Raw genomic sequence first — 23,251 nt, 5'->3', positions numbered from 1 at the left:
GTGGTTATCATTTTGACTGAAAGGTTTTAAAGTTGGCTGATAGCAAGGAGAGGTGCGACAACTGTATCGGGCAATAAGAGAATTATTAAGTTAACAGAACCGACAGGATTATTCTTTATATTTCAAACAGTCTTCATTTTTTCACCATCATTACGACACTACGTCACTCTCTTTCTAAGGAGCCTCTAAGGAGCCCACAAAATATGTAGGTGTCTTAGTGGAAGAGGACCCATATTTTATAACCCTCTCCCTGGCAAGGTAGTAGGGGATGGAAAGGCTATCGAGAGCCCAAGGATAGCCACATTTAAGCGCTTGGTAGGGAAACTTGCGGGAGAAGCGGAGAAAAATCCAAAGTTCATATATGTGTTTGTTCACTTCATACAGTACTTATGATTGTTGATTTTCCAACTTTACATCATTAACTTTATGAGTCCAATTAAACAAACTTCACAACGGGTGCTGTCGATGGCGAGTGAGATAAGGTCATTAGAAGACTTAAAACGACGGCTTTTAGAGATAAAAGAGCTCGGATGGATACCTTCAAGAAGAAGTAGGGACACAGGTATTGGGAAAACCTTTGAAGATCTATTAGGAATCCCTGAAAACAATTTACAATTGCCAGATGTCGGCGGAATCGAGGTGAAGAGCTCACGAGAATATACTCAAAGTATGATCACACTCATAACCTTTGAACCACCGAAAGAGTGGAGAAATGTGAATTGGACACTCGATGATCTCGTAGCAACTTTCGGTGAGACAGGCTTTGAAAACGGTGGCCCTGTTTTTCATATCACAGTATATGCAACACACTACACTTCAAATGCCCAGCAGTTCAAACTCGAAGTGAGAGAAATCAATGGAACAGAGATGGTCTGTGCGGTGACAAGAAGAGAGTTTGTAGGCATAAATCAGAATCTTCCACGTGACGTTGTTGTTGCTTACCTTGTTGACGAAATTGTACAAAGAATTTCAAAGAAATTGAAGGGATGCCTTTTAATAATTGAGGCAGAAAGCAGAACAGTTGATGATAGAGAGGAATTCAAGCTGAAAAGTGCGAAGCTTTACACTGGGTTTAGTGAAAAAAGATTTATAGAACTGGTACAAGAAGGGCAAATAGCGCTGGATATTCGTTTTGGGCGATATAAAGACGGCAAGCCGCATAATCATGGGACTGGCTGGCGGATCAAAAAGAAAGATGTCCTCAAGCTCTATGCTCGTGAAATTGACCTGTTGAACGATGACATTCCAAATGATATTAACTGTGATAACCCGATAATAATCGAGGATAAAGATACAAGAGAAAAAGATAGAAAGATAACGGACTTTATATCAATACTGTTACTGCTTCTTTAGTACAACAATGTTTTCTAATGCCATTGTACTTACTGTTTCTCCTTTTTTATTGCTCGGAGAGACTTTGTGAGGCATTCTTTTGTTTGGAATCGCACGAAGATATGTGACTTCATGCCTATACCCAAAGCTCTCAAAAATCTCCACATAAATTTCGTCAGTAGGGATTTGGATCCCTCTCACAGTTCTATTTGCAACTACAAAGACAACAACCCCTCCTTCGTTTAAATAGCCGTTAATGATTTTGCTAGCTTTGTAGAAGTCTATAAAGTAGCTTAACACCTCTCTTGCTCTCTTCTCGTCAATCTCAGCAATTTTTTCTAAAACGACATTGAGTTTTTCTGAGGGGACATAGTGCATTAGAGACTTTGCTGATTTCCCCCCTAGGGCAATTCTGTCTATATTACGAACAAGTTCGTAATCAAAGTCCATCCACTGTAGTGATAACCGAGAAAACTGTCCATAAGCCACTGTTGTCCGAGAGTCACCGTAGGGAGGTGAAGTAAGTATCATATCAACATTCTCAATCTCCACTGGCTCTATAACATTGTGTGGCATTGGTTTTGCAAAAGCCCTCTTATCCTTCGCAATTCTGTAAAAGTCGCCCATTTTTCTTATGTTTCTCTCTGCATAGTCTTTAAAAGTATGAAAAACGTCCGGACTCCAACCATTTAATCTACTTTCAGGAATGCGATAAAGTTTGTACTCAGAATTTCTCGTGTTGCTCACGTACCTTACCGTCTCACTAAATGCAACCTTAAAAAAGTCTCTTACATTTTCGTCATCTATGGCCCATATCTCCTCTTTCAGAAGAGCGAGCTGTTTAGAAATATCAGGTTTAAACCAGTAGTCAATGTTGTAGTAATTTGGAATTTCAACATTGAGCTCGCCCTTTCTGAACCTTTGGATTTTTTCTTCAGTCCTTTTTACAATTCTCTCAAACTCTTGTTTTAAAATTTTGGTGTCGATTGGAGTTGTTTTTACTTTTGCGAGGAGAACAGCAAGAGGATTAATATCGAAACCGAATGAGTTTATGTCATGGATTTTAGCTTCAACGAGAACCGTCCCACTTCCCATAAATGGGTCGAGAATGTACTTAGCTTCTTTTCCCCATAGTTCGATACATTTCCTTGCAACCTGTGGGATCATCATCGCCGGATAACTGTGAAAGCCGTGTGAAAGGATTTTTGTATCTGCCCTCGTGAAATCCCAGCTCGGGTCACGATATTTGTTCTCACCAAGTTTTTCTAGCCTTGGTGCTTTTTTGAGAAAGTTGTCGAGCTTTTTCTCCATTTCACTCACCATCACTATACTGCTCAATCGTTGAAATCACCCTATCAACAACCTCATCCCAGCTCATTTTATCATAGAGCACCCACTTGATAAAGTCATCAGTGTGCATTCGCATTATCTTTAAAAACAGTTGCCATTTGACACCCATTACCTTCAGCTCTTCCTTCCAACCGTCCCAAAAGAACTTTGGAAGCCTGTTAAATGTCCAAACGGCTAAAGCATCACTGTCGATGTTGTTATCTCTTCCCAAATCTGCCCTAACCTTTTTGATAAACTCTTTAATTTCGCTGGGTTCATCGAGCCTTTTTAACCCCATACCCACATACCCAGATACCAGCATACCCACTGTGCTTATAAATTTTGCGCTCGTTAGATCCTGCGAGTGATTTTTGCTCTACTCTTTTGCAGATTTTTCAAGGTAGAGAATAATGGAGATTTACAAGACAAAGAGCAAAAAGGACATGAGAGAAAGCCCTAGCAAAGACTTTAATTGAATTATTCAAAAGATTTTCTTAAGTTTTCCTCTACAGGGAAATTTTGAAAGACTGGATGAGATGGGATGAGGGTATTGAGAGATGGAAAGGCTACAGATAGCTTTATTTTTTCGACTATAATTAGGCCTTTCAGCTATCCAGAGGCTACATCAGAGAGACCTCTACATTATCTCCCGCATCGACGGGCTCATCGAGCAGCACATAGCCATCGCACATCATGCCAGAGAGCATCGCAGAGACCACCGAGACGCTGTACTTTTTGCCCACGACTCCAATGGGTGTGAAGATGCCATTGGACAGATGCCCGTAGAGCACATACTGAAAGCCATCCGATGGTATGTCCACAGAACATCCCATGCTCGCGGTACACGTCGTGGTGGAGGGGGTGCAAAAGAGGTGGGATACCACCAGCCTCATGGCGGTGTATGCTCCAATGGGCTTTCCCGGAAGGCACACGAGGGGCGTGTCGTGCACGTATCCAAGGGTGAGGGGCTTACCAGGGCGCACACCAACTCCCCGAAACACCGTTCTCTCGAGCACCCTCCACACGTAGTCGCGCTCGCCCACGGAGGCACCCCCTATGGTGACCAGCACGTCCACCTCATCGGATACGCTCTCAAGCATCGTCTGACATGTGCGGGGCTCATCGGGCAGCACACCAAGGTGGAGGGCTTGTGCTCCCAGCCCTCGAAGAAGCCCGCACACCATGGATGCGTTGGTATCTGGCACCGCCCCTCTCCGAATCTCATCTCCGCTCGAGAGCACGCCCACCTTGGGTGCTTTGACCACCTCCACGAAGGGCGTGCACGCAGCGGCCAAGGCCATTGCTCGCCAGTCGAGCACCACCCCTGCCTTTAGCACCATCCCTTTTTTGAGGTCAGAGCCCTTGGCAAGCACATAGCTTCCTTTATGCACAGGAGGTCCCCTCACCTCCGTGCCCCTCACAATTGCATCCTCCATCTTGAGGATGGCATCGGCGCCGCATGGCAGGGGCGCTCCAGTGGCTATTCTGACCGCCTCGCCGTTTTTGAGGGGTGGGGGACACGCATCCCCAGCATACACATTTCCACATATCTTGAGGGGATAGTCCGATGAGGAGGACAGCGCAAAGCCATCCATCGTGGCGATGTCCCATGGGGGAAGATCTCTCTCGAGACACACATCGCTCGCAAGCACCCTCAGGTGCGCTTGCCACACCGCCAGTCTCTCACTTCCCAGCCTCTGTCTTAAGGCGACACCCTCTCTCTTCATCAGCTCTGTCGCTTCAGAGAGGCTCACTCTCTCCCTCTTCCTTGCTGCCATACTCCTCCTTGCTCCTTGTGCTTGGATACCACCTCGATATTCTCTATGCGGGTATACGGGTACTGTCCCTCCTCGTCCTTCTCGAGGTACTTTACCATGTCCCATATGTTGAGCAGCCCCATGCTCACACCACAGAGGGCCTCCATCTCCACTCCAGTCCGGTAGCGTGCACTCACGGCGCACGTGCACTCCACGCCATCTTCGAGCAGCGTAAACCGCACGTCGATGCTCGTTATGGGTATCTGGTGGCACAGTGGCAATAGATGGGGTGTGCCCTTTACGGCCTGAATGGCGGCAACTTCGGATATCGAGAACACATCTCCCTTTTTCACGCTCCCTCTCCTTATCGCCTCAATCGTGCTGGGCTTGAGCCTCAGCACCCCCCGAGCCACTGCCCTTCTGTTCACGAGGGGCTTTTCTCCCACATCCACCATTCCCATCTATACTCCCTCCACCCAGTACTCGCCATCCTCGGTACACTCCTTTTTCCATATGGGCACCGAGTGCTTTAGCTCCTCTATGATGTATCTGCATGCCTCAAAGGCCGCCTCTCTGTGCTCTGCAAGGGTGGCAATGAGCACTATACCCTCTCCAACACCGAGCCTGCCGTGGCGATGCGCAATAATGGCATCGTGAATGGCATATCGACTGAGCGCCTCCTGCCTGATCTCCTCGAGCCTGTGCAGGGCAACCTCCTCGTCCACCTCAAGCTCGATCCACTTTACTTTTCTGCCCTTCACCATCCCCTTTACGATGCCGATAAAGCTCACCACCGCACCAGTGGTGGCATCCAAGCTGCACAGCACTTCTTCAATTGGAAGCTCATTCTTCGTGAGCATCACCTTCTCCATGGTGTCATCCTCCGGACACGGGCGGATACACCCTCACCTCGTCGCCGCCCTCGAGCACGCTGCCGCTCTGGGCGAGCCTTTTACCAATGGCGAACAGCATGTGCTTTTTGAGCGGAGAGAGCTCTGGATGGATACGCACGAGCGCCTCTCTTAGCTCTTCGAGCGTTGCCCCCTTCTCGAGCTCCACCTCCTCACACTCCTTCTCTGCGAGCTCCCTGAGCTGAGCAAAGTAGTACACCTTTACCTTCATTCTCTCACCTGTAGTATGGCCTTCGGTTTTTCACTGCCCTCATATATGCCCTTTTCACACCCTCCAAATCGAGGCCCTTTATGTCCACCAGCCCCTCCTCAGAGAGCAGGCAGGGCTTAAGCTTTCCATCTGCGGTGAGGCGAATGCGGTTGCAGTACCTGCAGAACAGGGTGTTATCCATGGGGCGCACCACCTCCACCTCCACCCCATCCACGAGGTACCTTCTCCTTCTGTGCATCCTTCTCTCCCACACGAGGCTTGCTCGCTGCTCGAGCACGCTCTCCACTGCCGCAAGGTCCCCTTTGAGACCATTGAGTCCGTTTATGGGTATGAGCTCTATGAGCTGGAGCACTGCCGAGCCCTCAAGAGAATGCGTGAACTCCAGCATGTCCCTCAGGGCATCCTCAGAGTCGTTTATTCCCTTGAGGAGCACCATGTTGAGCTTTACGGGCGTGAGTTCGCACTCAACTGCCTTCTCGATGCCCTCCATCACACTCTTCAGAGTACCCCCTCCCGTGATGCGTCTGTATGTGCTGGGGTCGAGGGTGTCGAGGCTGACATTGACCCTGTGAAGCCCAGCATCCTTGAGCTCACATGCCCTTGAGGACAGCAGCGTGCCGTTGGTGGTGAGCGAGACATCCTCAAAGGGTGGAAGTGAACGTAGCACCTCACACAGGTCATCCCTCAGCAGGGGCTCCCCTCCCGTGAGCTTGAGCCTTCTGATTCCCAGCGAGAATCCCGCGGCACATGCCCTGACGACCTCCTCGCAGCTCAGCTCACGCCCGGAGCACACATGCCCCTCTCTGTGGCAGTATATGCAGTTGAGGTTGCACCGCTCGGTGAGGGACACTCTCAGGCTGGTGATTGTCCTTCCGTATGGGTCCACCATCGGTGCTGGAGCTTTCATCTCATCCCCTCCTCATGCACGCACTTCTCGTGCCCTTTGGTGTGCATTACCCTGCCCCTACTCATTGTGCATACGCTGTCCGCGAGCGACTCCACCTCCTGCGGGTCGTGGCTTACGAGCACGGCGGGAATGTCGAGCTCCTTTAGCACCCGTTTGAGCTCTGCCCTTGCCATGTGCTTTGCAGTGCTGTCCATTGCCGAGAATGGCTCATCGCACAGCAGCAGCCTTGGTGTGAGCACGAGCACCCTCGCAAGCGCCACTTTTTGCATCTCGCCTCCAGAAAGCTCGCGTGGCTTTTTGCTCGCAAGGTGAGATATTCCCAGCAGCTCCAGCACCTCATCTGTGCGCTCACACGCACGTGCTCTCTCAATACCGCGCATTTTTAGACCAAACGCCACGTTGGAGTGCACGCTCATGTGGGGAAACAGGGCGTAGTTCTGGAAGATGTAGCCCACGTTTCTGTGCTCTGGGGGCACGTTTACGCCCTCTTCAGAGTCGAACAGCACCCTCCCTCCCAGCACCACTCTTCCATGGTCAGGCTGTATGAGCCCGGCGAGCATGTCCAGTGTGGTGGTCTTTCCGCTTCCATTCGGTCCCACGAGGGCGAGCACACCCCGCCTCACACAGAGCCTCATGCGGATGTGTATATCCCCCCTCCTTTTTTCGAGCACCGCCTCAAGCAATTGCTTCCACCCTCCGTGCAGCGATGCGCACCGTCATGAGTATGCTGAACGAGAGAGCCATCAGGATGACGGAGAGCGTTAGCGCACTATCGAGGCTGCTCTGCAGGCTGGAGTATATGGCAAGGGGCATGGTCTGCGTCCTCCCCATGAAGTTTCCCGCAAACATGATGGTGGCTCCAAACTCTCCAAGAGCCCTCGCCCATGTCATGAGTGCCCCGGTGAGCACCGATGGGAGCGAGAGCGGCAGCGTAATCGAGAAAAAGGTGTGCACCTGCCCTGCACCGAGGGTGCGGGCGGCCTGCTCGAGCCGTCTGTCCACGCCAGAGAACCCTGCCTTTGCAGACTTTATGTAGAACGGGGCAGCCACGAACGTCTGGGCCATGACCACTGCCACGGTTGTGAATGCTATGCTCACCCCATGGGCATGGAGGTATGAGCCCAGCACCCCCATCCTTCCAAATGCCATGAGCAGCGCGATACCTGCCACCACAGGAGGTATCACGAGGGGAAGGTCGAGCAGTGTTTCGAGAACTCTCTTTCCCACGAACTCCCGTCGTGCGAGCATGTATGCCACCGGGGTGCCAAAGAGCATCGAGAGTCCAAGGGACGTGGTGGAGGTCAAGAGGCTGAGCCTGAGGGAGCTCAGCACGACGGGGCTGAGGAGCGATGTTAGAAAACCCTCCATGCTGACCTTGAGCACTACCGAGAGCAACGGCAGGGCAAAGTACATAGCCACGAGACACAGTACCACCCACATGCCCACAGCTCCAGCGGAGAGCCTCACGAGCCTGCCCCCTCGAACCCGTATGCGGCAAGTATGCTCTGTCCCCTTGGCGAGAGCACGAACTCTTCGAACTCTTCTGCGTATGGGTTGGTGTCATCGAGCACCACAATCTCGTAGGTGGCACGCACGTTGTACTCTTTTGGTATCTGGATGAACTCAGTTTCGTTGGTGATGTCGGTGCGATACACGAATGCAGCGTCCGCCTCACCGAGCACTACCTTTGCATACACATGCTTGGTGGTGTCCTCTTCGGAAATCACGTTGCTCAGCACCCTTTCCTCGAACTGCTTCCCGTACAGCCCTGAGCTATTGAGCCTCGAGAGCACCTCCCTCGCATACCTGCCAATGGGCGCATTCTCGCTGGCGATCACGACCCTCACTCCCCTCTCTGCGAGGTCAGAGAGGGAGTGCACCCTGCCGTTGGGGGGCACAGCCACCACCACGCTGTTGTATGCAAACGTCTTTGAGGATGAGGCGAGCCCCTCCCTGACGAGTGCCTCTGCATGTTCAGCGCTCGCAGAGGCGAACACATCTGCCACTGCCCCACTTTCGATCTGTGAGCGAAGCGCACCCGATGATGCAAAGCTCAATTCCACCCTCACCCCGGGATGCTCGTGCTCGAACGCATGTGCAATCTCCTCAAAGGGCTCTGTCAGCGATGCCGCAGCAAGCACCGTGAGCGTTTGCTCTGGTCTTTCGGCGCATCCATGGGCGAGGGCGGTGAGAAGTAGCATGCCCACGAGTACGTAGAGCGGTCGCATATGGGGGCGTAGGGATGGCAAGTATAAATGCTTTATTGCACCCCCTATGTAAAGTGATTCAGGTTTACACGGAGGAGCGCAGTTGAGGTGTAATGGTAGGGACGTGCTGCCAAGTGCCATTTGGATTTTTATTTCAAGAGTGAGGGCGTGAAAGACGCCAGAGCAAATGTGAATGAAAGAGTGTGAGTGAGGAGAGTAAGCCCCCTTCTGTTCTGGCGGCATTTGGCTTAGCGTACAACGGGGTGGTGGTTGGACGTCCACCATACTCCCCACTTGCACCCGCGGGGTTTGCCGTTTCATCCGCCGCCTCACGACCTCATCCTTTCGGAATCATCGCCCTCATGAGGGGCGGTGGCGTTTCTGTGCAATTGCCAGGACTCTCGCCCTGCGCCCTTGCGGACGCCCGCGCGTCCAAACGGTGGGGGGACTTTCCTCACACCTTTCGGTGCGTGAGCCGCCCTTCCTCTCTCACAATGATATGGTTGCCGCCCATGTTTATAAGCATTTTGACCTCTGAATGCCTTTCAATCTTGTCCTTGCCCTGCTCATCGTCTCACACTCTGTGCTATCCTCAGCGCCCTCTTGGCGACCTCTGTGGCGGACCTCCCAAACAGCCTGACCATAGGCTCCTTGCCCACATCACCGCCATCATACACCACATCGGCCTTCATTCGAGAGAGCACGCTCGTGATGCCCCACTCCATCGTGCTGACACCCTCTGGCTCGTCCTTTCTGGAAAAGCTGCCCATCGTAAGTCCCATGTCCATGCACGCATCGAGCACGGGTTCCGAGTATCTGATGTTCATCGCTGCCCTAAGGTCGGGATATACCTTCATTGCGGCAAGAATCATGCGGGCAACGTGTCCGCTGGCTCCAAACTCAACATCACCACACGCCCTCGCCAGTCCTCTGGCTCTGACGATTCTGCCACACACCGCAGCCACATCCCCCTCGTTCTCTGCCAGCTCGATTGCCATGCCTATGTTGGAGCCCACCTCGGGAATGAGGGATGCGAAGCCCTCATGGGACGTCAGCATGCCCACCGCCCTTCTGACATCAGAGAGCACGGTATAGCGCTCTGCGGTCATCCGAAGCTCACCCATCTGGTTTACGGGACTTGTGCCCCCTCCCAGCGATGAATGGCTGAAGCGGATGGCATTCACCACGAACCGCTTTGCCCTTTCGCACGCATCCACCATGGAGAGCCCGCTTGCGAGATAGAACGCGAGGGCTGCGGAGTATGTGCATCCAGAGCCATGCGTCCCCCCCTCGATGAGATTGCCTCCTATCTCATGTGTTCCCTCTGGGCTGAAGAGGTAGTCTGAGCCAGAAAGATGTCCTCCAGTTATTACCACTGTCGGCACGCCCATGTCCAGAAGGGCGTTGCCAGCAGCGAGCACGTCCCGCTCGTCTCTTATCCTGATGCCAGAGAGCATCTCGGCCTCCCTTATGTTGGGGGTGGCAACCGCACACCGTGTGAGCAGCTCCATCAGCGCTTTTAAGGCATCGTTTCCTATGAGCCTTGCACCGCTCTGCGCATACACCACGGGGTCCACCACCAGCTGAAGCTCGTTGGCGTGGCGCGCCACGAGCTCGATGCACTCCTCTGTGGGGAGCATACCCGTCTTTGCCCACCTTATATCGAAGTCCTCGAGCACCGCCTCCAGCTGGGCTGCCACGTGCTCTGTGGGAATGTGGTGCACGTGTTTGACGCCAAGGGTGTTCTGGGCAGTGGTGGCAGTTATCACGCTCACGCCATGGGCACCCAGCGCCGCAAACGTCTTCAGGTCTGCCTGAATGCCAGCCCCACCTCCAGAATCTGAGCCCGCTATCGTGAGAAGGGTGAGCATGGGAGAAAGTCATCTGTGGACGTTAAAAGGATTTGGATGTGCTATATGTGTTTGCGAGCCCCATGGATGCATCGTGTCAAAGTAAGCAACACTGCGAAAACTCCCTCACTCCACTCCCTCGCCCAGATACTCGCCTCGATACACCTCATCTGCTCCCTCATCGAGCACAAACAGCACGAGCTGCACAATCCGTGCGTTCCTTTTCAGCCAGAACCCATGGGGGTTGTACACCATCAGCAGGCTCATTCCCCTTCCCACGTATCCCGCATCCCACACGGCTGTGTGAAGGGTGGCACCACTTCTCAGCAGGCTCGATCTGGGCTTGGCAAGGGCGCCATAGCCACGGGGAATACTCACCACCTCGTTGAACCTCACCACATACGCCCCTTGGGGGAGATATACCCAGCCATCCTCGTCGAACGGGATGCTCTCGGTGGGAGCATTTATCCTCTCAGAGTTGTCGAATGCGAGCCTGCCCACCCCCGTGAAGCGCTCCACAGAGCTCAGCGTGAGCTCCACGCCATTGGGCTGTAGCTGAAGGGCAATGTTTGGAGCGTCTCTGATGAGTCCATCCTCCACCAGCTTTTTGAGTGTGGTCTTCGAGAGCATGGGGAGAGTTAAATACCAAGATAATAAAAAGCATATGTCCAGAGGGATGGCGATGGATGCGAAGAGGGAGAGGGACATACTCATCGAGCGGCTGGAGAACATCATAAGGCAGAAGGACGAGGAAATCGCCTCGCTCAGAGCCGAGCTTCAGGCTCTAAAGGAGGGGAAGTGGGGTGGGCCAGCCTTTGGCTATGATGGGGATGAGGTGGAGAAGCTAAAGGGCAGGCTGGAGAGGCTTGAGACCACCAGCAAGGAGATGGCAGCCACCATAAGCTCTCTCGTGGAGGAGATCATAAAGTTCAAGTCCATGATAAAGGGATGGGAACACCCTTCCAACCCCGTTGAGTCGAGGTCAGAGCCCAAGCAGGAAGAGAAGGGGAGGGACATACTGTTGTACTGAGAGGAAGATGAGGCGTTGTGGGCTCGTTTATGATGAGAGGTATCTTCTGCACGACACGGGCAATCATCCCGAAAGCCCGCTGAGGCTCTCCCACACGATGGAGCACCTTGGTGCCTCTGGCCTCTTGGACAGACTCGAGCTTGTGGAGCCCGCATACGTCCCGATGGAGAGCGTGCTTTCCGTGCACACCTTGGACTACATCGAGAGGCTACGTGGGCTCGTGGAGCAGGGCATACCTCTCGATGCAGATACCCCCCTCTCATCTTTCTCGCTGGATGCTGCGCTGCTTGCGGCTGGAGGAGTGCTCATCGGGATTGTGGGGGCGCTCGAGGGCGCAAAGGTGTTCGCCCTCGTAAGGCCCCCTGGCCATCATGCCACACGGAATAGGGGCATGGGCTTCTGTCTGCTCAACAGTCCTGCCATCGCTGCCCAGCACGTGCTCGATTGCCGTGCGGCATCGAGGGTGCTCATCGTCGACTTTGACCAGCATCATGGCAACGGCACACAGGAGATTTTCTACCACACATCCAGCGTGCTCTACGTCTCAACCCACTGCCCCCATATATTTCCCGGAACTGGCAGCATGGAGGAGATAGGGGAGGGGGACGGGGAGGGATTTACCGTGAACCTGCCCATGAGTGCGGGAAGTGGGGATGTGGAGTATGCGCTTGTTTACAGGGATGTGGTGCTTCCCATCGCCCTTCAGTATGCCCCAGATGTGGTGATTGTGTCTGCTGGCTTCGACATCCACAGATACGACCCTCTTGGTCGCATGGATGTCACCGAGAGGGGAATATGTGCAGTGGTCTCCACATGCCTTTTCATCGCGGAGCAGTGCTGTGGAGGAGGAGTGATATTCGAGCTGGAGGGAGGATATCATCTGGATGCCCTCGCTCGCTCTGTGGGGGCGGTGCTGCGGCAGATGCTCTCTGAGCACCCATCTCCTCCAGAGCACTTTGTGCCCGAGATGGATGAGAAGGTGCCCCCCTCTGTGAGGCATCTCAAGGAAAAGGTGCGTCGAACATTCTCACAGTACTGGGAGCTCTGACAACAGGGAGCTCTGACAACAAGCCTTAAATAGATGTATTGTGTTGGTAGCGACGCCCGTAGCAGACCCATCGAGGTCGTGGGGTGTTGCCCGACACTACGGGGGGATTGTATGGATGATGAGTTGGTTGAGAATGTGAAAAGGGCACTGTCCGAGGCTCCCAAGCGAAACTTTCTGGAGAGCGTGGACCTTGCCATGAACCTGAAGAACATTGACATGAGCCAGCCTGCCAACAGGGTTGACCTCGAGGTGGTGCTGCCAAATGGCCTTGGAAAAGAGCTTCGCATAGGAGTGTTCGCCAAGGGCGAGACGGCACTCAGGGCGAGGGAAGCTGGGGCAGACGTGATTGACCCCGCGGAGATAGCCGAGCTTGCAGCCGACAAGAAGAGGGCCAGAGCGCTTGCAAGGCAGTACGACATCTTTATTGCAGAGGCACAATATATGCCTCAGATAGGCAAGGCGATGGGTGCCCTGCTCGCACCGAGGGGAAAGATGCCAACGCCCCTTACGCCTGACAAGGATGTGGTGGAGCTCATCGACAGGCTGAAGAGGTCGGTGAGGGTGAGGTCAAAGGATAAGACCACGTTCCACGTCTCGGTGGGCAGGGCGAATATGGAGCCAGAGGCAATCGCCGAGAACATCGATGCGGTGCTCTCCAAGCTGGAGGCAGCCCTACCGAGGGGTGCTCAGAACATAAGGTCTGTGTATGTGTCCACCACGATGGGACCGTCTGTGAGGGTGATGTAGATGGGCGAGCTTGTCGAGGTCAGAAGGACAGAGCACATACCATCATGGAAGCTCGAGGAGGTGAGCACACTAAAGAAGCTGCTCTCCGAGTATCCCGTGGTGGCACTTGCGGGCGTGTTCGGAATCCCCGCAAGACAGATGCAGCAGATCAGACGGGAGCTTAGGGGCACTGCCCTGCTCAAGATGAGCAGGAACACCCTCATCTCAAGGGCGCTGGATGAACTGGGAGGAGAGTATCCCAAGCTCAAGGAGTATCTGGAAGAGCAGACGATGCTCGTGTTCACGAGGCTTAATCCATTCAAGCTCTACAGGGTGCTCGAAGCAAGCAAGACGCCAGCACCCATCAAGGGGGGAATGACTGCTCCGAGGGATATTGTGGTGAGTGAAGGTCCCACGAGCTTTGCACCGGGCCCGGTCGTGGGAGAGCTTCAGCGCATCGGCATACCTGCGGCCATAGAGGGTGGAAAGGTCGTCATAAGGGAGAGCAAGACAGTCGCCAGGGCAGGTGAGGTCGTGAGCGATGAGCTTGCGACCATGCTCACGAAGCTCGAGATATACCCCATGGAGATTGGACTCACCCTCAGGGCTGCCCTCGAGGACGGAGTGGTGTTCACGTCCTCTGAGCTGGCAATAGATGTCGAGCAGTATGTGTCCCAGCTGGCATGGGGCGCATCTGCGGCTTTCAACCTCGCTGTGAACATCGCCCATCCAACGGCAGAGACCGTCCCAGTGCTGCTGTCGATGGCGGCATCCAATGCCCTCAAGCTCGCAGCAGAGGCGGAGCTGTTTGTGCCCGAGGTGATGGAGCTGCTGCTCTCGAGGGGCTATGGCAGTGCCCTCAGCCTCGCATCGGTGGTGGCCTCCAAGAGCCCAGAGGCTCTGGATGAGGGCACCCTGAGGCTTGTGAGTTCATCGGCAGCTCAGGCTGCTGCCCAGCCAGAAGAGGCTGCAGAGGAGCAGCCCGCAGAGGAAGAGAAAGCCGAGGAGGAAGAGGAAGAAGCCGAGGAGAGCGGCATCGAGGGGCTCGGTGCCCTATTTGGATAATAACTCATGAGAGGTGTAAGGCGCATGGAGTATATTTACGCAGCACTGTTGCTTCACAGTGCCAAGAAGGAAATCACCGAGGAGGCAATTTCTGAGGTGATGAAGGCATCGGGAATCGAGGTTGACCCCGTGAGGGTGAAGGCTCTCGTTTCTGCTCTCGAGGGAGTGGACATCGAGGAGGCAATCTCAAAGCAGGTGGCAATGGCTCCTGCTCCAGCAGCCGTCACGGCTGCTGCCCAGCCAGAAGAGGCTGCAGAGGAGCAGCCCGCAGAGGAAGAGAAAGCCGAGGAGGAAGAGGAAGAAGCCGAGGAGAGCGGCATCGAGGGGCTCGGTGCCCTATTTGGGTGAGCCCCCTTTCTCGGTGATGCTCGAGCTCGATGGCTCTTATGGAGAGGGCGGGGGGCAGATTCTGCGGACTGCCATTGCCCTCTCTGCCATTACTGGGCAACCTCTCAGGCTGTACAACATCCGAAAGGGCAGAAGGAGCGAGGGGCTCGCACCCCAGCACCTGAAGGCAGTACAGACCGCTGCCCACATAACCGACGCAAGGGTGGATGGGCTAAAGCTGCACTCCACCGAGCTTTTCTTTCATCCTACGTGCATCCATCCGCTCAATGGAGAGGTTGACATCGGAACGGCTGGAAGCATAACCCTGCTGCTGCAGTGTATCCTTCCGATTCTTCTGCATGCTCCAAAGAGCTCCAGCTTTACCGTCAGGGGGGGCACTGATGTGGAGTGGTCGCCGAGCTGGGACTACTTCGAGCACATCACCCTTGCAGCGCTGGGGCAGATGGGTGCAAGTGTTGAGGCAGGGCTGCTGATGAGAGGGTACTATCCAGAGGGAGGAGGGGTGGTGAGCATGAAGGTGTCTCCCTCTCACATTCACATATCCCCCAGAGAGTTTGAGCGCTCGGATGCGCCCATAGCGGGAAATGTGCACAGCTTCGCCCTACCCAGCCATGTTCCGGAGCGGATTAGGGATGCTGCAGCCACATTCCTGATGCAGCATGGACACCCCGCCCACATAGCGCTGGAGCACACGCGGGCCCGCTCTGTGGGATGTGGCATCACTCTCTGGAGTGGTCTGTTGGGGGCGTGTGCCCTTGGGAGGCGCGGGCTTCCAGCCGAGAGGGTGGGAAGGATGGCAGCCTCACAGCTCCTGAAGGAGATAAAGTCGGGCGCCTCTGTGGATGTGCATCTTGCGGACCAGCTCATACCATACATGGCTCTCTCTGGCGGGGGCGAGTTTGTGGTGAGAGAAATCACAGAGCACACGAGAACGAATGTGTGGACAGTGCAGCATTTTGTGGATGTGGAGTGCACCATCGAAAGGACGAATGAGCTCTACAGGGTGTGCATGTCCACATGAGCATCCTTAAGTAGGAGAAGCTATAGCTCATATATGGAATGATTACCAAAAATGGAAACTCAGATGCTGTGAGCTGTCTTAAGCACCTTGCCATGCTGGGAGCTCTGCACGAGAACGTGGAGATGGGTGTGGTGAGGTTTGGCACCCTCATAGGCAAGAGCCCCCAGACCGCTGCTCGCAGGCTCGAGCAGCTCGAGAGGGCAGGATATATCGAGAGGGTGAGGTCTGGGGGAAGGACGGCTGTGCGCATCACCCCTCTTGGAGCCAAGAGGCTGAGGGAGGAGTATGAGGACTACAGGGCAATATTCACCAGCCAGGGAGATGACGAGTTCGTGCTGAGCGGCGTGGTGGTGAGGGGGATGGGCGAGGGACAGTACTACACGGTGGTAGATGGCTACAGAACACAGTTCATCGAAAAGCTGGGCATCGACCCATACCCCGGCACCCTCAACATCAGGCTGGATGAGGAGAGCATGGCTGGAAGAAGAAGGATGAGGATGCTGGAGGGGATTCCCATAGAGGGGTTCACCGACCAGAACAGGACGTTTGGCTCCGGAAGATGCTATCCAGCGCTGATGGAGGACATACCTTGTGCTGTGGTGGAGCCCAGCAGAACACACTATGGAGAGGACATCGTGGAGGTAATCTCCCCCGTGTGCCTGAGAGAGGAGCTTGGGCTTGCAGATGGCAGCCCTGCAAGGGTGAGAATACTTCCGAAGGACAGGTGGGAGGAATGCTTCAAGAGGCGATAGAGCAGCTCAGAAGGGGCAGACCAGTGCTGCTGTTTGACTTCGAGGATAGGGAGGGGGAGACTGACTTCGTGTTTCCTGCCACCCACATCACCCCGGCAGACATCAGGCTCATGCGGAAGGAAGGGGGAGGGCTGATATGTGTGGCGATACACCCAGAGGCTGCGAGCAGGCTCTCCCTGCCCCTCATCTCCGATGTGCTCCTGAGGTGTGGAGGGGACATCGCCTCGCTCGTGGAGAGAAGGGGTGACCTCAGGTATGATTCGAGGTCGTCGTTTTCCCTCTGGGTGAACCACAGGAGCGTGTTCACGGGGATTCCAGACAGGGACAGGGCGCTCACAATAAGGGAGATAGGAAACGCCGTGGAGAGAGTAATGCGGGGAGAGCACTATGTGTTCCACGAGCACTTCAGGACACCCGGACACGTGGCGATTCTTCGAGCGTCTGAGGGGCTGCTGGAGAGCAGAAGGGGGCAGACAGAACTCTCGGTGGCGCTCGCCATGATGGCACACATCACCCCTGCGATGGCGATATGCGAGATGCTCGATGATGAGAGCGGGAACGCCCTCTCGAAGGATGCGGCGAAGCGATATGCACGTCTGAAGGGGATACCCTTCGTGGAGGGCTCTGAGGTGGTGAGGGCATACAAAAACGCCTGAGAGCTACCGTCTCTTTTCCCAGCGCAGAAGCTGTGCGACCTGTGATAGGGTAGAACCCCGCTCGATTTCCTCCTTAAGCCTCGATTCCAGCTTTTTCACCTCCAATGCACGTCTTGCAGCCTCGTAGGCACGCTCCCTTGGCACAATCACTGCTCCGTTCTCATCTGCGAGCACAAAGTCTCCTGTTCGCACGCGCTGTCCAGCAAGGTTGAGCTCCACACCCACCTCCCCGAATCCCTTGGGCTCCCCAGCACTGGCAACGAACTTCTTGGCAAATACTGGAAAGCCCAGCCTGCGTATCTCCTCCACGTCCCTGATGGCGCCATACACCACCACGCCCGCAAGCCCCCTGTTCATAGCGCTCAGCGTGGCAAGCTCTCCCCATACCGCAACGTCATCCTCCCCCTTGATTACGAGCACATCGCCCTTTTCTGCCATGTCGATTGCCTCCACCGCCTTTGCCCAGTCCCCTCCCCATGTCTGCACGGTGAGCACCCTGCCCGCCGTCTTGCAGGGAAAGAGAGGTCTCACATGGAGACAGGGTGCCCTGTGGAGGGCATCGGAGAGGTTGGGAGTACTCACCGAGAGCAGCATGTCCACGATGTTATCCTTCCTCGCTGCCCTTCTGAGGGGCTGTCCCTCCATCTGTCCCTCCATCTGTCCCTCCATCGCCTGCTTTACACTTTGAGCCGAAAGGCGTGGCTCTGGAGAGCGGATGATGTGGCTTCCCACGATTATAATGTCGGCTCCCAGCGATACGGCCATCGCCGCCCCCGCCTCGTCCAGCCCGCCCGCCACTGCCACATCGCACTCCACCGCCTCTCTGACCTCCTTGAGCACTGAGAGGGGCTCTTTTCCCACCATCTGCTGGTCTATCCCCACGTGCACCACCACGATGGGCACGCCCATCTCCTCCAGCCTGCTTGCCCTCTCAGCGGGGTTCTCCACTCCCAGAAGGTCGGCCATGAGCCTCACACCATAGCGGTGGGCAGAGCGCAGCGCATCCTCTATGGTGGCATCATCGCACGAGGCGAGCAGCGTGACCACGCTGGCTCCAGCCTTGGCAGCCATCTCCACCTCGATGGCGCCGGCATCCGCTATCTTCATGTCCGCCACTATCACTCTCTGGGAGAACGCTGTTCTGAGGGCGCGTATGGCGTTCATTCCCTCACTCTTTATGAGGGGGGTGCCAGCCTCTATCCAGTCCGCACCGCCCTCCACGGCTTCCTTTGCAATCTGTACCGCTCTTTCCAGCTCGAGCACATCGAGGGCGACCTGAAGATTTGCCATTGCTGAGGAGAGGGTGCTCCTTGGATTTTATTCTTTTGATGTTTTCGCCTTCGGATGAGGGTCACTCTTCATGCCCAATTTGTTTTACCATATATGGCCCTTTACGCTCATAGCCCCTCTGGAGGTAGTATTCTCTTGCCCCAACCCCGCTCAAAACGGCGATACTCGAAAAACCGTCCTCTGCAGCCCTTCGCTCTGCTGCCCGAAGAAGCAGCTCTCCAAGCCCCCTGTGCTGCCATTTTGTCCCGGAGGGGCGCTCACCGATGTCCACCATCTTCCCATACACGTGAAGCTCCCTGATGAGCGCGCACTCGAAAAGCTCGGCTCGGTGGGGCTCGTTGGGGTATCTAAGCCTGATGAACCCGAACAGCACATCCCTCTTTGGGTCCTCCATCGATATGAAGTGCTCTGTTCCACCGCACGCACCATAGCTCTCACACATCAGCCTTGGCTCTGCCCCCTCCCCTCTTCCCACCTCTCGGCACCGAATGCACCTGCAGCGCGTGCCCCGTCTTTTCATCTCACGGTGCACCAGCTCCCGAAGGTTGCTCTTCTGCACACCGGCATCCACGAGCTGGCAGGGTATGTCCCTCTGGATGCGGGATACCCTGACCCATGGCGGAAGCATGGGCTTGACAGTTGCCAGAAGCTCCACCGCTCTTTTTGTGTCCATCGGGGTGTATTCGCCCTGCTCCATCAGCTCATACAGCCTCGTTCCCCTTATCACCAGCGTGGGGTATATCTTGAGGTAGTCTGGCATGAACCTCTCATCGCTGAACAGCAGCCTGAACATCTCGATGTCCCGCTCGAATGAGGAGCATGGAAGGGCGGGCATGATGTGAAACCCCAGCTTGAGCCCACTGTCCCTCAAAAGCTGGTTTGCCCTCGCCACATCCTGCACCGTATGCCCCCTCTCGATTGCTGCGAGCACGTCATCGAACACGCTCTGCACGCCAAGCTCCACCTTGGTGGCACCGAGCTCGAGGGCAATGTCGATGTGCTCCTCTCTTGCCCAGTCAGGGCGGGTCTCGAGCGTGAGCCCCACACACCTTACTGATGCCACCTCATTCATCCTCTGGGCGTGGGCGAGCTCCTCAGGGCTTGCAGCCCCTTCGGGACACACGTGCTGGCATTGCACGTTGTCGGGATACTCGTTCATTGCCTGCAGAGCCCTCATCACGAACCAGCGCTGGTATGCGGCAGGGCGGGCAGTGAACGTGCCCCCCATCACGATGAGCTCCACCTTGCTCACACCATGCCCTATCGAGGAGAGCTGGTGCAGCCTTGCACTCGTCTGCATGTAGGGGTCGAACCCCCACTGGGCGGCTCTTCGGGCTGCCGGCTCCTTTCCCACATAGCTCTGGGGCGATGCATACGGTGTATGGGGGCCTCCCGGGCATGGGACGCACACGCCATGCGGGCACGGATGGGGTGAGGTCATGATTGCGACCACCGCCACTCCGGAGAGCGTGCGTGTGGGTTTTCTCTGCAAGAGTTCCACCACGGAGCGGTCGTTGCCAGCAACCTCGAGAACCTCCGAGTTCTTTGGGAGCCTTTTGAGCTTGAAGCGAACGGCAGCCTCCCTCTTTAGACGGAGCACATCCTCTCTCGTGGTGTGTGCTTTCAGTTGGGAGCATATCCACTCACATGCTCTTCTCATCTGTGTGTCCATCATTTCTTTCTCTCACCTTTCTCTCTCGTTTTCCCCTATAAAGCCAGATGCTCACAACAGCAGGAGGGCGATGCCCATCGCAATGGTCAGAAGGCAGAGGGGCACTCCCACTCTGGCAAACTCGAAAAAGCCCATGCGCACACCGTACGCCCTTGAAAGCTCCACCACTATGAGGCTGGCAACAGAGCCCATGAATGTGAGGTTTCCGCCGAATGTGCTTGCCATTGCCAGCACATACCAGCTCGTCATGGGGTCTGGGAGGTGTGGCACTATGGGAGAGAGCATTATCACGAGGGGAACATTGCCCACCACGTTTGACATCACCACTGAGAGGACTGAGAGCCACAGGGCAGAGGACACGGCGGTGCCAGATAGCAGGGGGTCCATATAGCTCAGGATGAGCTCCATAAAGCCCTGCTTCTCCACGCCCCCCACCACCACGAAAAGCCCTGCAAAGAACAGGAGAAGCTCCCACCTTACCATCTTGAACACTTTTTTGTGCTGGACGTCTCCCGTTAGCAGCAGTATGGCAGCTCCAGTGAGGGCGACCACAGCCATCTCATCTCCCAGCAGAAAGCCCGCCACCACCCCCAGCAGGGTGAGGGCGTATATTGTGAGCTGAGTTCTTGTGAGCCTCAGGCTTGGGAGCTTTTCATTCACGAGGTCTATTTTGTCCCTCATCTCGTCGCGGTATAGGGCATAGACGACCACGATATTGAGGAGGAGCCCAGCCAGCCCAATGGGCAGAAACTTCATGAAGAAGTGGAAGAACGATGCCCCCGAGCTCAACCCTATCACCATGTTCTGGGGATTGCCCACGATGGTCATCACGCTGCCTATGTTGGACGAGGTGGCAAGAGTTATCAGATATGGCACTGGGTTGAGATGCTTCCTCAGCGTCCTTATCACGATTGGAGTGAGCGCTATACACACGGCGTCGTTCACAAAGAAGGCGGATAGCAGCCCACTGACAAACGTCAGCAGGATTAGTAGCTGAAGGGGTGTCTTTGCTATCTTCAGCACACTGCATGAGAGAACGTCCATGATTCCCGAGATATTCACATATGCGACCACAATCATCATGCCCAGCAGCAGGGCGAGGATGGGGAAGTCTATCGCTTGGATGGCTTCATCGAAGGTGAGCACACCAAAGGCGAGCATCGCAGATGCTCCGATGAGCGCCCCAGCCGCCCTGTCCACAGTTACCATGGGCAGGCGCTGCACCACGATGAGCACGTATGTGATGAGGAGGATTGCGATGGAGAGCCACATCCTCCCACAGCTGTGTGCCATCTCTATAAGAAAGTTGACACATCGATAGGCGGTTGGGATTGCACGATTTCTCACCTTCGGCGCATCCCAAAGTGCTAATTTCGACAAATATTTTTTATACTCATGGGGCGATGTGGGTGAGGGAGAAGGTGGGACGGTGACTAATGAACTTATGAGGATTGGTGTATCGATTCCAGACAACCTGCTTTCGAGGTTTGATGAGGTGATAGAGCGGAGGGGGTATTCCTCGCGCTCTGAGGGCATACGGGATGCCATCAGGATGTACATCAACCACTACGAGTGGATGGGCGCCATAGAGGGAAGGAGGCTGGGCGTCATCACGATGGTGTACGACCATCATCAGCGAGGGCTCACCAACGCCCTGAACGAGATTCAGCACCATGCCGTGGGCACCATTCACTCCTCACTGCACATCCATCTCGATGAGGACAACTGTCTCGAGATAGTGGTGCTTCAGGGCGAGGCAAAGGATGTGAGGCAGATTGCGGAGCGTCTGATGGCACTAAAGGGCGTAAAGCACCTCAAGCTCACCACCATCGTGCACGATCAGGAGATGTAGAGATGGACTTCAGGGGGCTGCTCGAGCTTCTGGCTGGGAGGGGCATGCTCGAGGTTCTCTCTCGGCCCATATCCTCCCATCTCGAGGCTGCCCGCTTTATAAGGAGTATAGATGGACCGTGCCTGCTTGAGGACTGCGACGGGCACAGGGTGGTATCCAACGTGCTATCCACGAGGGATATACTGTGCACTGCCCTCGGATGCACGAAGGAGGGCTTTGTGAGCCTGCTCTCGAGACCCGCCCATGGACGCTTGGTGTGTGTGGAGCACTCGCCCACCCTTGAAGTGGAGGAGAGAGTACAGCTCGATGAGCTTCCCATTCTCCAGCATTTCAAGAACGATGGTGGGAGATACATCACTGGAGGGGTGGTGTTCAGTGAGTACGATGGGATGAGCAACGCCTCCATCCACCGCATCCAAGTGCTCGATGATGTGCGCGGTGCCATCAGGCTGGTTGCCCCAAGGCACACATACCTGCTTCACAGAAGGGCGGCAGAGAACGGTGATGATTTGCCCATTGCGGTGTGCATAGGGGTTGACCCCCATGTGATGGTGGCTGCGTGCACCCGTGTTGGCATGGGTGAGGAGCTGAGGTATGCCAGCGCGCTGGCAGGCGAGCCAGTGGAGGTCTTTGAGTGCGAAAATGGCGTTAAGGTTCCCCACTGTGAGATGGTGCTCACGGGCTACATCTCGAAGGATGAGGTGGTGGACGAGGGGCCGTTTGTGGATGTGACGGGCACATACGACATCGTTCGTCCGCAGCCCGTGGTGAGGTTCGAGCGCATGTACTGCAGAGAGGATGCGATATACCATGCCATCATGCCAGCTGGAAAAGAGCACAGGCTGCTCATGGGAATCCCATACGAGCCCAAGCTCTTTAGGGCAGTGAGTGAGGTTGCCAAGGTGAAGAACGTGGTTATGAGCGAGGGGGGGTGCTGCTATCTTCATGCGGTCGTGCAGATAGATAAGCAGACGGAGGGGGATGGAAAGAATGCGGCGCTCGCGGCGCTGGCTGCCCATGGCTCCCTAAAGCACGTGGTGGTCGTGGACGAGGATATCGACATCTTTGACCCCACTGACGTGGAGTATGCCATCGCCACTCGGGTGAGGGCGGACAGGGACGTGTTCATCATAACGCACGTGAGGGGAAGCTCACTGGACCCCACGTGCGATGAGGACGGCACCACCACCAAGGTGGGCATAGATGCCACGTGTCCCCTATGCGAGAGGGATAAGTACTGGAGGATTACAGGGTGATGTGTGATATGTGCGATGCCCTTTCCATTTA

General features: G+C 55.2%; 26 protein-coding genes and 1 other RNA gene. 11 read left to right on the top strand and 16 right to left on the bottom strand.

The window, feature by feature from the left end:
* Positions 1 to 465 precede the first annotated feature (465 nt).
* On the top strand, positions 466 to 1,353 hold the full coding sequence (locus BP07_RS08295) for an MvaI/BcnI family restriction endonuclease (protein WP_052353179.1): 888 nt from the start codon (positions 466 to 468) through the stop codon (positions 1,351 to 1,353).
* Here the strand turns inward: BP07_RS08295 and BP07_RS02630 are convergent.
* The 13 genes from BP07_RS02630 to BP07_RS02575 all read right to left on the bottom strand — a co-directional run bounded on the left by BP07_RS02630 (position 1,339) and on the right by BP07_RS02575 (position 11,134).
* Positions 1,339 to 2,643: a DNA methyltransferase gene (locus tag BP07_RS02630; RefSeq protein ID WP_052353178.1), complete on the bottom strand. Its 1,305-nt coding sequence runs from the start codon at positions 2,641 to 2,643 to the stop codon at positions 1,339 to 1,341. The genes BP07_RS08295 and BP07_RS02630 overlap by 15 nt on opposite strands.
* Before the next feature lies 1 nt (position 2,644).
* Positions 2,645 to 2,983 carry a hypothetical protein gene (locus BP07_RS02625; RefSeq protein ID WP_157203043.1) on the bottom strand — a complete coding sequence of 113 codons (339 nt, stop codon included), beginning with the start codon at positions 2,981 to 2,983 and terminating at the stop codon, positions 2,645 to 2,647.
* A 298-nt stretch (positions 2,984 to 3,281) separates the two neighbouring features.
* On the bottom strand, positions 3,282 to 4,439 hold the full coding sequence (locus BP07_RS02620) for a molybdopterin molybdotransferase MoeA (RefSeq protein WP_042685268.1): 1,158 nt from the start codon (positions 4,437 to 4,439) through the stop codon (positions 3,282 to 3,284).
* A complete protein-coding gene (moaC, locus tag BP07_RS02615) occupies positions 4,412 to 4,879 on the bottom strand; it encodes a cyclic pyranopterin monophosphate synthase MoaC (RefSeq protein WP_042685264.1) in 468 nt (155 codons plus the stop codon). The genes BP07_RS02620 and moaC overlap by 28 nt, the downstream gene beginning before the upstream one ends.
* Positions 4,880 to 5,290, bottom strand: a complete 411-nt coding sequence (locus BP07_RS02610) for a molybdenum cofactor biosynthesis protein MoaE (RefSeq protein ID WP_042685262.1) — start codon at positions 5,288 to 5,290, stop codon at positions 4,880 to 4,882.
* A 4-nt stretch (positions 5,291 to 5,294) separates the two neighbouring features.
* Complete coding sequence (locus tag BP07_RS02605) at positions 5,295 to 5,540, bottom strand: MoaD/ThiS family protein (RefSeq protein ID WP_042685261.1); 246 nt, start codon at positions 5,538 to 5,540, stop codon at positions 5,295 to 5,297.
* 4 nt (positions 5,541 to 5,544) lie between these two features.
* A complete protein-coding gene (gene moaA / locus BP07_RS02600) occupies positions 5,545 to 6,447 on the bottom strand; it encodes a GTP 3',8-cyclase MoaA (RefSeq protein ID WP_042685258.1) in 903 nt (300 codons plus the stop codon).
* Entirely contained in the window at positions 6,444 to 7,082 is a 639-nt protein-coding gene (locus tag BP07_RS02595; RefSeq protein WP_157203042.1) for an ABC transporter ATP-binding protein, read from the bottom strand. Before BP07_RS02595 ends, moaA begins: the two co-directional genes overlap by 4 nt.
* Positions 7,083 to 7,122: 40 nt before the next feature.
* Positions 7,123 to 7,887 carry an ABC transporter permease gene (locus BP07_RS02590; RefSeq protein WP_052353227.1) on the bottom strand — a complete coding sequence of 255 codons (765 nt, stop codon included), beginning with the start codon at positions 7,885 to 7,887 and terminating at the stop codon, positions 7,123 to 7,125.
* 23 nt (positions 7,888 to 7,910) lie between these two features.
* Positions 7,911 to 8,675 carry a molybdate ABC transporter substrate-binding protein gene (modA, locus tag BP07_RS02585; protein ID WP_042685251.1) on the bottom strand — a complete coding sequence of 255 codons (765 nt, stop codon included), beginning with the start codon at positions 8,673 to 8,675 and terminating at the stop codon, positions 7,911 to 7,913.
* A gap of 184 nt (positions 8,676 to 8,859) precedes the next feature.
* Positions 8,860 to 9,145: RNase P RNA component (gene rnpB / locus BP07_RS08340), an RNA gene on the bottom strand.
* A gap of 75 nt (positions 9,146 to 9,220) precedes the next feature.
* Positions 9,221 to 10,525, bottom strand: a complete 1,305-nt coding sequence (thiD, locus tag BP07_RS02580; protein ID WP_042685248.1) for a bifunctional hydroxymethylpyrimidine kinase/phosphomethylpyrimidine kinase — start codon at positions 10,523 to 10,525, stop codon at positions 9,221 to 9,223.
* Positions 10,526 to 10,630: 105 nt separating this feature from the next.
* Positions 10,631 to 11,134 carry a deoxyuridine 5'-triphosphate nucleotidohydrolase gene (locus BP07_RS02575; RefSeq protein WP_042685247.1) on the bottom strand — a complete coding sequence of 168 codons (504 nt, stop codon included), beginning with the start codon at positions 11,132 to 11,134 and terminating at the stop codon, positions 10,631 to 10,633.
* Between the two features lie 52 nt (positions 11,135 to 11,186).
* Between BP07_RS02575 and BP07_RS02570 the strand changes: the two genes are divergently transcribed.
* From BP07_RS02570 to ribB, 8 genes are all read left to right on the top strand, one after another.
* Entirely contained in the window at positions 11,187 to 11,534 is a 348-nt protein-coding gene (locus BP07_RS02570) for a hypothetical protein (RefSeq protein WP_042685245.1), read from the top strand.
* A 7-nt stretch (positions 11,535 to 11,541) separates the two neighbouring features.
* The gene (locus tag BP07_RS02565) at positions 11,542 to 12,582 is read left to right on the top strand and encodes a histone deacetylase family protein (RefSeq protein WP_042685243.1); all 1,041 of its coding nucleotides are present in this window, start codon (positions 11,542 to 11,544) and stop codon (positions 12,580 to 12,582) included.
* Positions 12,583 to 12,693: 111 nt separating this feature from the next.
* Positions 12,694 to 13,329, top strand: a complete 636-nt coding sequence (locus BP07_RS02560) for a 50S ribosomal protein L1 (protein ID WP_042685241.1) — start codon at positions 12,694 to 12,696, stop codon at positions 13,327 to 13,329.
* On the top strand, positions 13,330 to 14,373 hold the full coding sequence (locus BP07_RS02555) for a 50S ribosomal protein L10 (protein WP_042685239.1): 1,044 nt from the start codon (positions 13,330 to 13,332) through the stop codon (positions 14,371 to 14,373).
* A 24-nt stretch (positions 14,374 to 14,397) separates the two neighbouring features.
* Positions 14,398 to 14,721, top strand: a complete 324-nt coding sequence (gene rpl12p / locus BP07_RS02550) for a 50S ribosomal protein P1 (RefSeq protein ID WP_042685236.1) — start codon at positions 14,398 to 14,400, stop codon at positions 14,719 to 14,721.
* Between the two features lie 16 nt (positions 14,722 to 14,737).
* On the top strand, positions 14,738 to 15,742 hold the full coding sequence (gene rtcA, locus BP07_RS02545; RefSeq protein ID WP_042685853.1) for an RNA 3'-terminal phosphate cyclase: 1,005 nt from the start codon (positions 14,738 to 14,740) through the stop codon (positions 15,740 to 15,742).
* A gap of 38 nt (positions 15,743 to 15,780) precedes the next feature.
* A complete protein-coding gene (locus tag BP07_RS02540; RefSeq protein WP_052353177.1) occupies positions 15,781 to 16,494 on the top strand; it encodes a DUF120 domain-containing protein in 714 nt (237 codons plus the stop codon).
* Positions 16,476 to 17,150 carry a 3,4-dihydroxy-2-butanone-4-phosphate synthase gene (gene ribB, locus BP07_RS02535; protein ID WP_042685234.1) on the top strand — a complete coding sequence of 225 codons (675 nt, stop codon included), beginning with the start codon at positions 16,476 to 16,478 and terminating at the stop codon, positions 17,148 to 17,150. The genes BP07_RS02540 and ribB overlap by 19 nt, the downstream gene beginning before the upstream one ends.
* Before the next feature lie 3 nt (positions 17,151 to 17,153).
* Here ribB and hxlA read toward each other — a convergent pair whose 3' ends face one another.
* From hxlA to BP07_RS02520, 3 genes are all read right to left on the bottom strand, one after another.
* Positions 17,154 to 18,440, bottom strand: a complete 1,287-nt coding sequence (hxlA, locus tag BP07_RS02530) for a 3-hexulose-6-phosphate synthase (RefSeq protein WP_042685232.1) — start codon at positions 18,438 to 18,440, stop codon at positions 17,154 to 17,156.
* A gap of 61 nt (positions 18,441 to 18,501) precedes the next feature.
* Entirely contained in the window at positions 18,502 to 20,115 is a 1,614-nt protein-coding gene (locus BP07_RS02525) for a tRNA uridine(34) 5-carboxymethylaminomethyl modification radical SAM/GNAT enzyme Elp3 (RefSeq protein WP_042685230.1), read from the bottom strand.
* A 48-nt stretch (positions 20,116 to 20,163) separates the two neighbouring features.
* Complete coding sequence (locus BP07_RS02520; RefSeq protein ID WP_169736233.1) at positions 20,164 to 21,459, bottom strand: ArsB/NhaD family transporter; 1,296 nt, start codon at positions 21,457 to 21,459, stop codon at positions 20,164 to 20,166.
* Between the two features lie 82 nt (positions 21,460 to 21,541).
* Between BP07_RS02520 and nikR the strand changes: the two genes are divergently transcribed.
* Entirely contained in the window at positions 21,542 to 21,964 is a 423-nt protein-coding gene (gene nikR, locus BP07_RS02515) for a nickel-responsive transcriptional regulator NikR (protein ID WP_157203040.1), read from the top strand.
* Between the two features lie 2 nt (positions 21,965 to 21,966).
* Complete coding sequence (locus tag BP07_RS02510; protein ID WP_042685226.1) at positions 21,967 to 23,220, top strand: UbiD family decarboxylase; 1,254 nt, start codon at positions 21,967 to 21,969, stop codon at positions 23,218 to 23,220.
* Positions 23,221 to 23,251: the final 31 nt, after the last annotated feature.

Source organism: Methermicoccus shengliensis DSM 18856 (genome assembly GCF_000711905.1).
In the GTDB taxonomy this organism is placed as follows: domain Archaea; phylum Halobacteriota; class Methanosarcinia; order DSM-18856; family Methermicoccaceae; genus Methermicoccus; species Methermicoccus shengliensis.
This window is presented reverse-complemented; position numbering and strand designations above follow the sequence as displayed.

Bases quoted from the DNA above. Each gene is read 5' to 3' on its own strand.
- BP07_RS08295 (WP_052353179.1), top strand. From the start codon at position 466: ATGGCGAGTGAGATAAGGTCATTAGAAGACTTAAAACGACGGCTTTTA.
- BP07_RS02630 (WP_052353178.1), bottom strand. From the start codon at position 2,643: ATGGAGAAAAAGCTCGACAACTTTCTCAAAAAAGCACCAAGGCTAGAA.
- BP07_RS02625 (WP_157203043.1), bottom strand. From the start codon at position 2,983: ATGCTGGTATCTGGGTATGTGGGTATGGGGTTAAAAAGGCTCGATGAA.
- BP07_RS02620 (WP_042685268.1), bottom strand. From the start codon at position 4,439: ATGGCAGCAAGGAAGAGGGAGAGAGTGAGCCTCTCTGAAGCGACAGAG.
- moaC (WP_042685264.1), bottom strand. From the start codon at position 4,879: ATGGGAATGGTGGATGTGGGAGAAAAGCCCCTCGTGAACAGAAGGGCA.
- BP07_RS02610 (WP_042685262.1), bottom strand. From the start codon at position 5,290: ATGGAGAAGGTGATGCTCACGAAGAATGAGCTTCCAATTGAAGAAGTG.
- BP07_RS02605 (WP_042685261.1), bottom strand. From the start codon at position 5,540: ATGAAGGTAAAGGTGTACTACTTTGCTCAGCTCAGGGAGCTCGCAGAG.
- moaA (WP_042685258.1), bottom strand. From the start codon at position 6,447: ATGAAAGCTCCAGCACCGATGGTGGACCCATACGGAAGGACAATCACC.
- BP07_RS02595 (WP_157203042.1), bottom strand. From the start codon at position 7,082: ATGAGGCTCTGTGTGAGGCGGGGTGTGCTCGCCCTCGTGGGACCGAAT.
- BP07_RS02590 (WP_052353227.1), bottom strand. From the start codon at position 7,887: ATGTGGGTGGTACTGTGTCTCGTGGCTATGTACTTTGCCCTGCCGTTG.
- modA (WP_042685251.1), bottom strand. From the start codon at position 8,675: ATGCGACCGCTCTACGTACTCGTGGGCATGCTACTTCTCACCGCCCTC.
- thiD (WP_042685248.1), bottom strand. From the start codon at position 10,525: ATGCTCACCCTTCTCACGATAGCGGGCTCAGATTCTGGAGGTGGGGCT.
- BP07_RS02575 (WP_042685247.1), bottom strand. From the start codon at position 11,134: ATGCTCTCGAAGACCACACTCAAAAAGCTGGTGGAGGATGGACTCATC.
- BP07_RS02570 (WP_042685245.1), top strand. From the start codon at position 11,187: ATGGATGCGAAGAGGGAGAGGGACATACTCATCGAGCGGCTGGAGAAC.
- BP07_RS02565 (WP_042685243.1), top strand. From the start codon at position 11,542: ATGAGGCGTTGTGGGCTCGTTTATGATGAGAGGTATCTTCTGCACGAC.
- BP07_RS02560 (WP_042685241.1), top strand. From the start codon at position 12,694: ATGGATGATGAGTTGGTTGAGAATGTGAAAAGGGCACTGTCCGAGGCT.
- BP07_RS02555 (WP_042685239.1), top strand. From the start codon at position 13,330: ATGGGCGAGCTTGTCGAGGTCAGAAGGACAGAGCACATACCATCATGG.
- rpl12p (WP_042685236.1), top strand. From the start codon at position 14,398: ATGGAGTATATTTACGCAGCACTGTTGCTTCACAGTGCCAAGAAGGAA.
- rtcA (WP_042685853.1), top strand. From the start codon at position 14,738: ATGCTCGAGCTCGATGGCTCTTATGGAGAGGGCGGGGGGCAGATTCTG.
- BP07_RS02540 (WP_052353177.1), top strand. From the start codon at position 15,781: ATGATTACCAAAAATGGAAACTCAGATGCTGTGAGCTGTCTTAAGCAC.
- ribB (WP_042685234.1), top strand. From the start codon at position 16,476: ATGCTTCAAGAGGCGATAGAGCAGCTCAGAAGGGGCAGACCAGTGCTG.
- hxlA (WP_042685232.1), bottom strand. From the start codon at position 18,440: ATGGCAAATCTTCAGGTCGCCCTCGATGTGCTCGAGCTGGAAAGAGCG.
- BP07_RS02525 (WP_042685230.1), bottom strand. From the start codon at position 20,115: ATGATGGACACACAGATGAGAAGAGCATGTGAGTGGATATGCTCCCAA.
- BP07_RS02510 (WP_042685226.1), top strand. From the start codon at position 21,967: ATGGACTTCAGGGGGCTGCTCGAGCTTCTGGCTGGGAGGGGCATGCTC.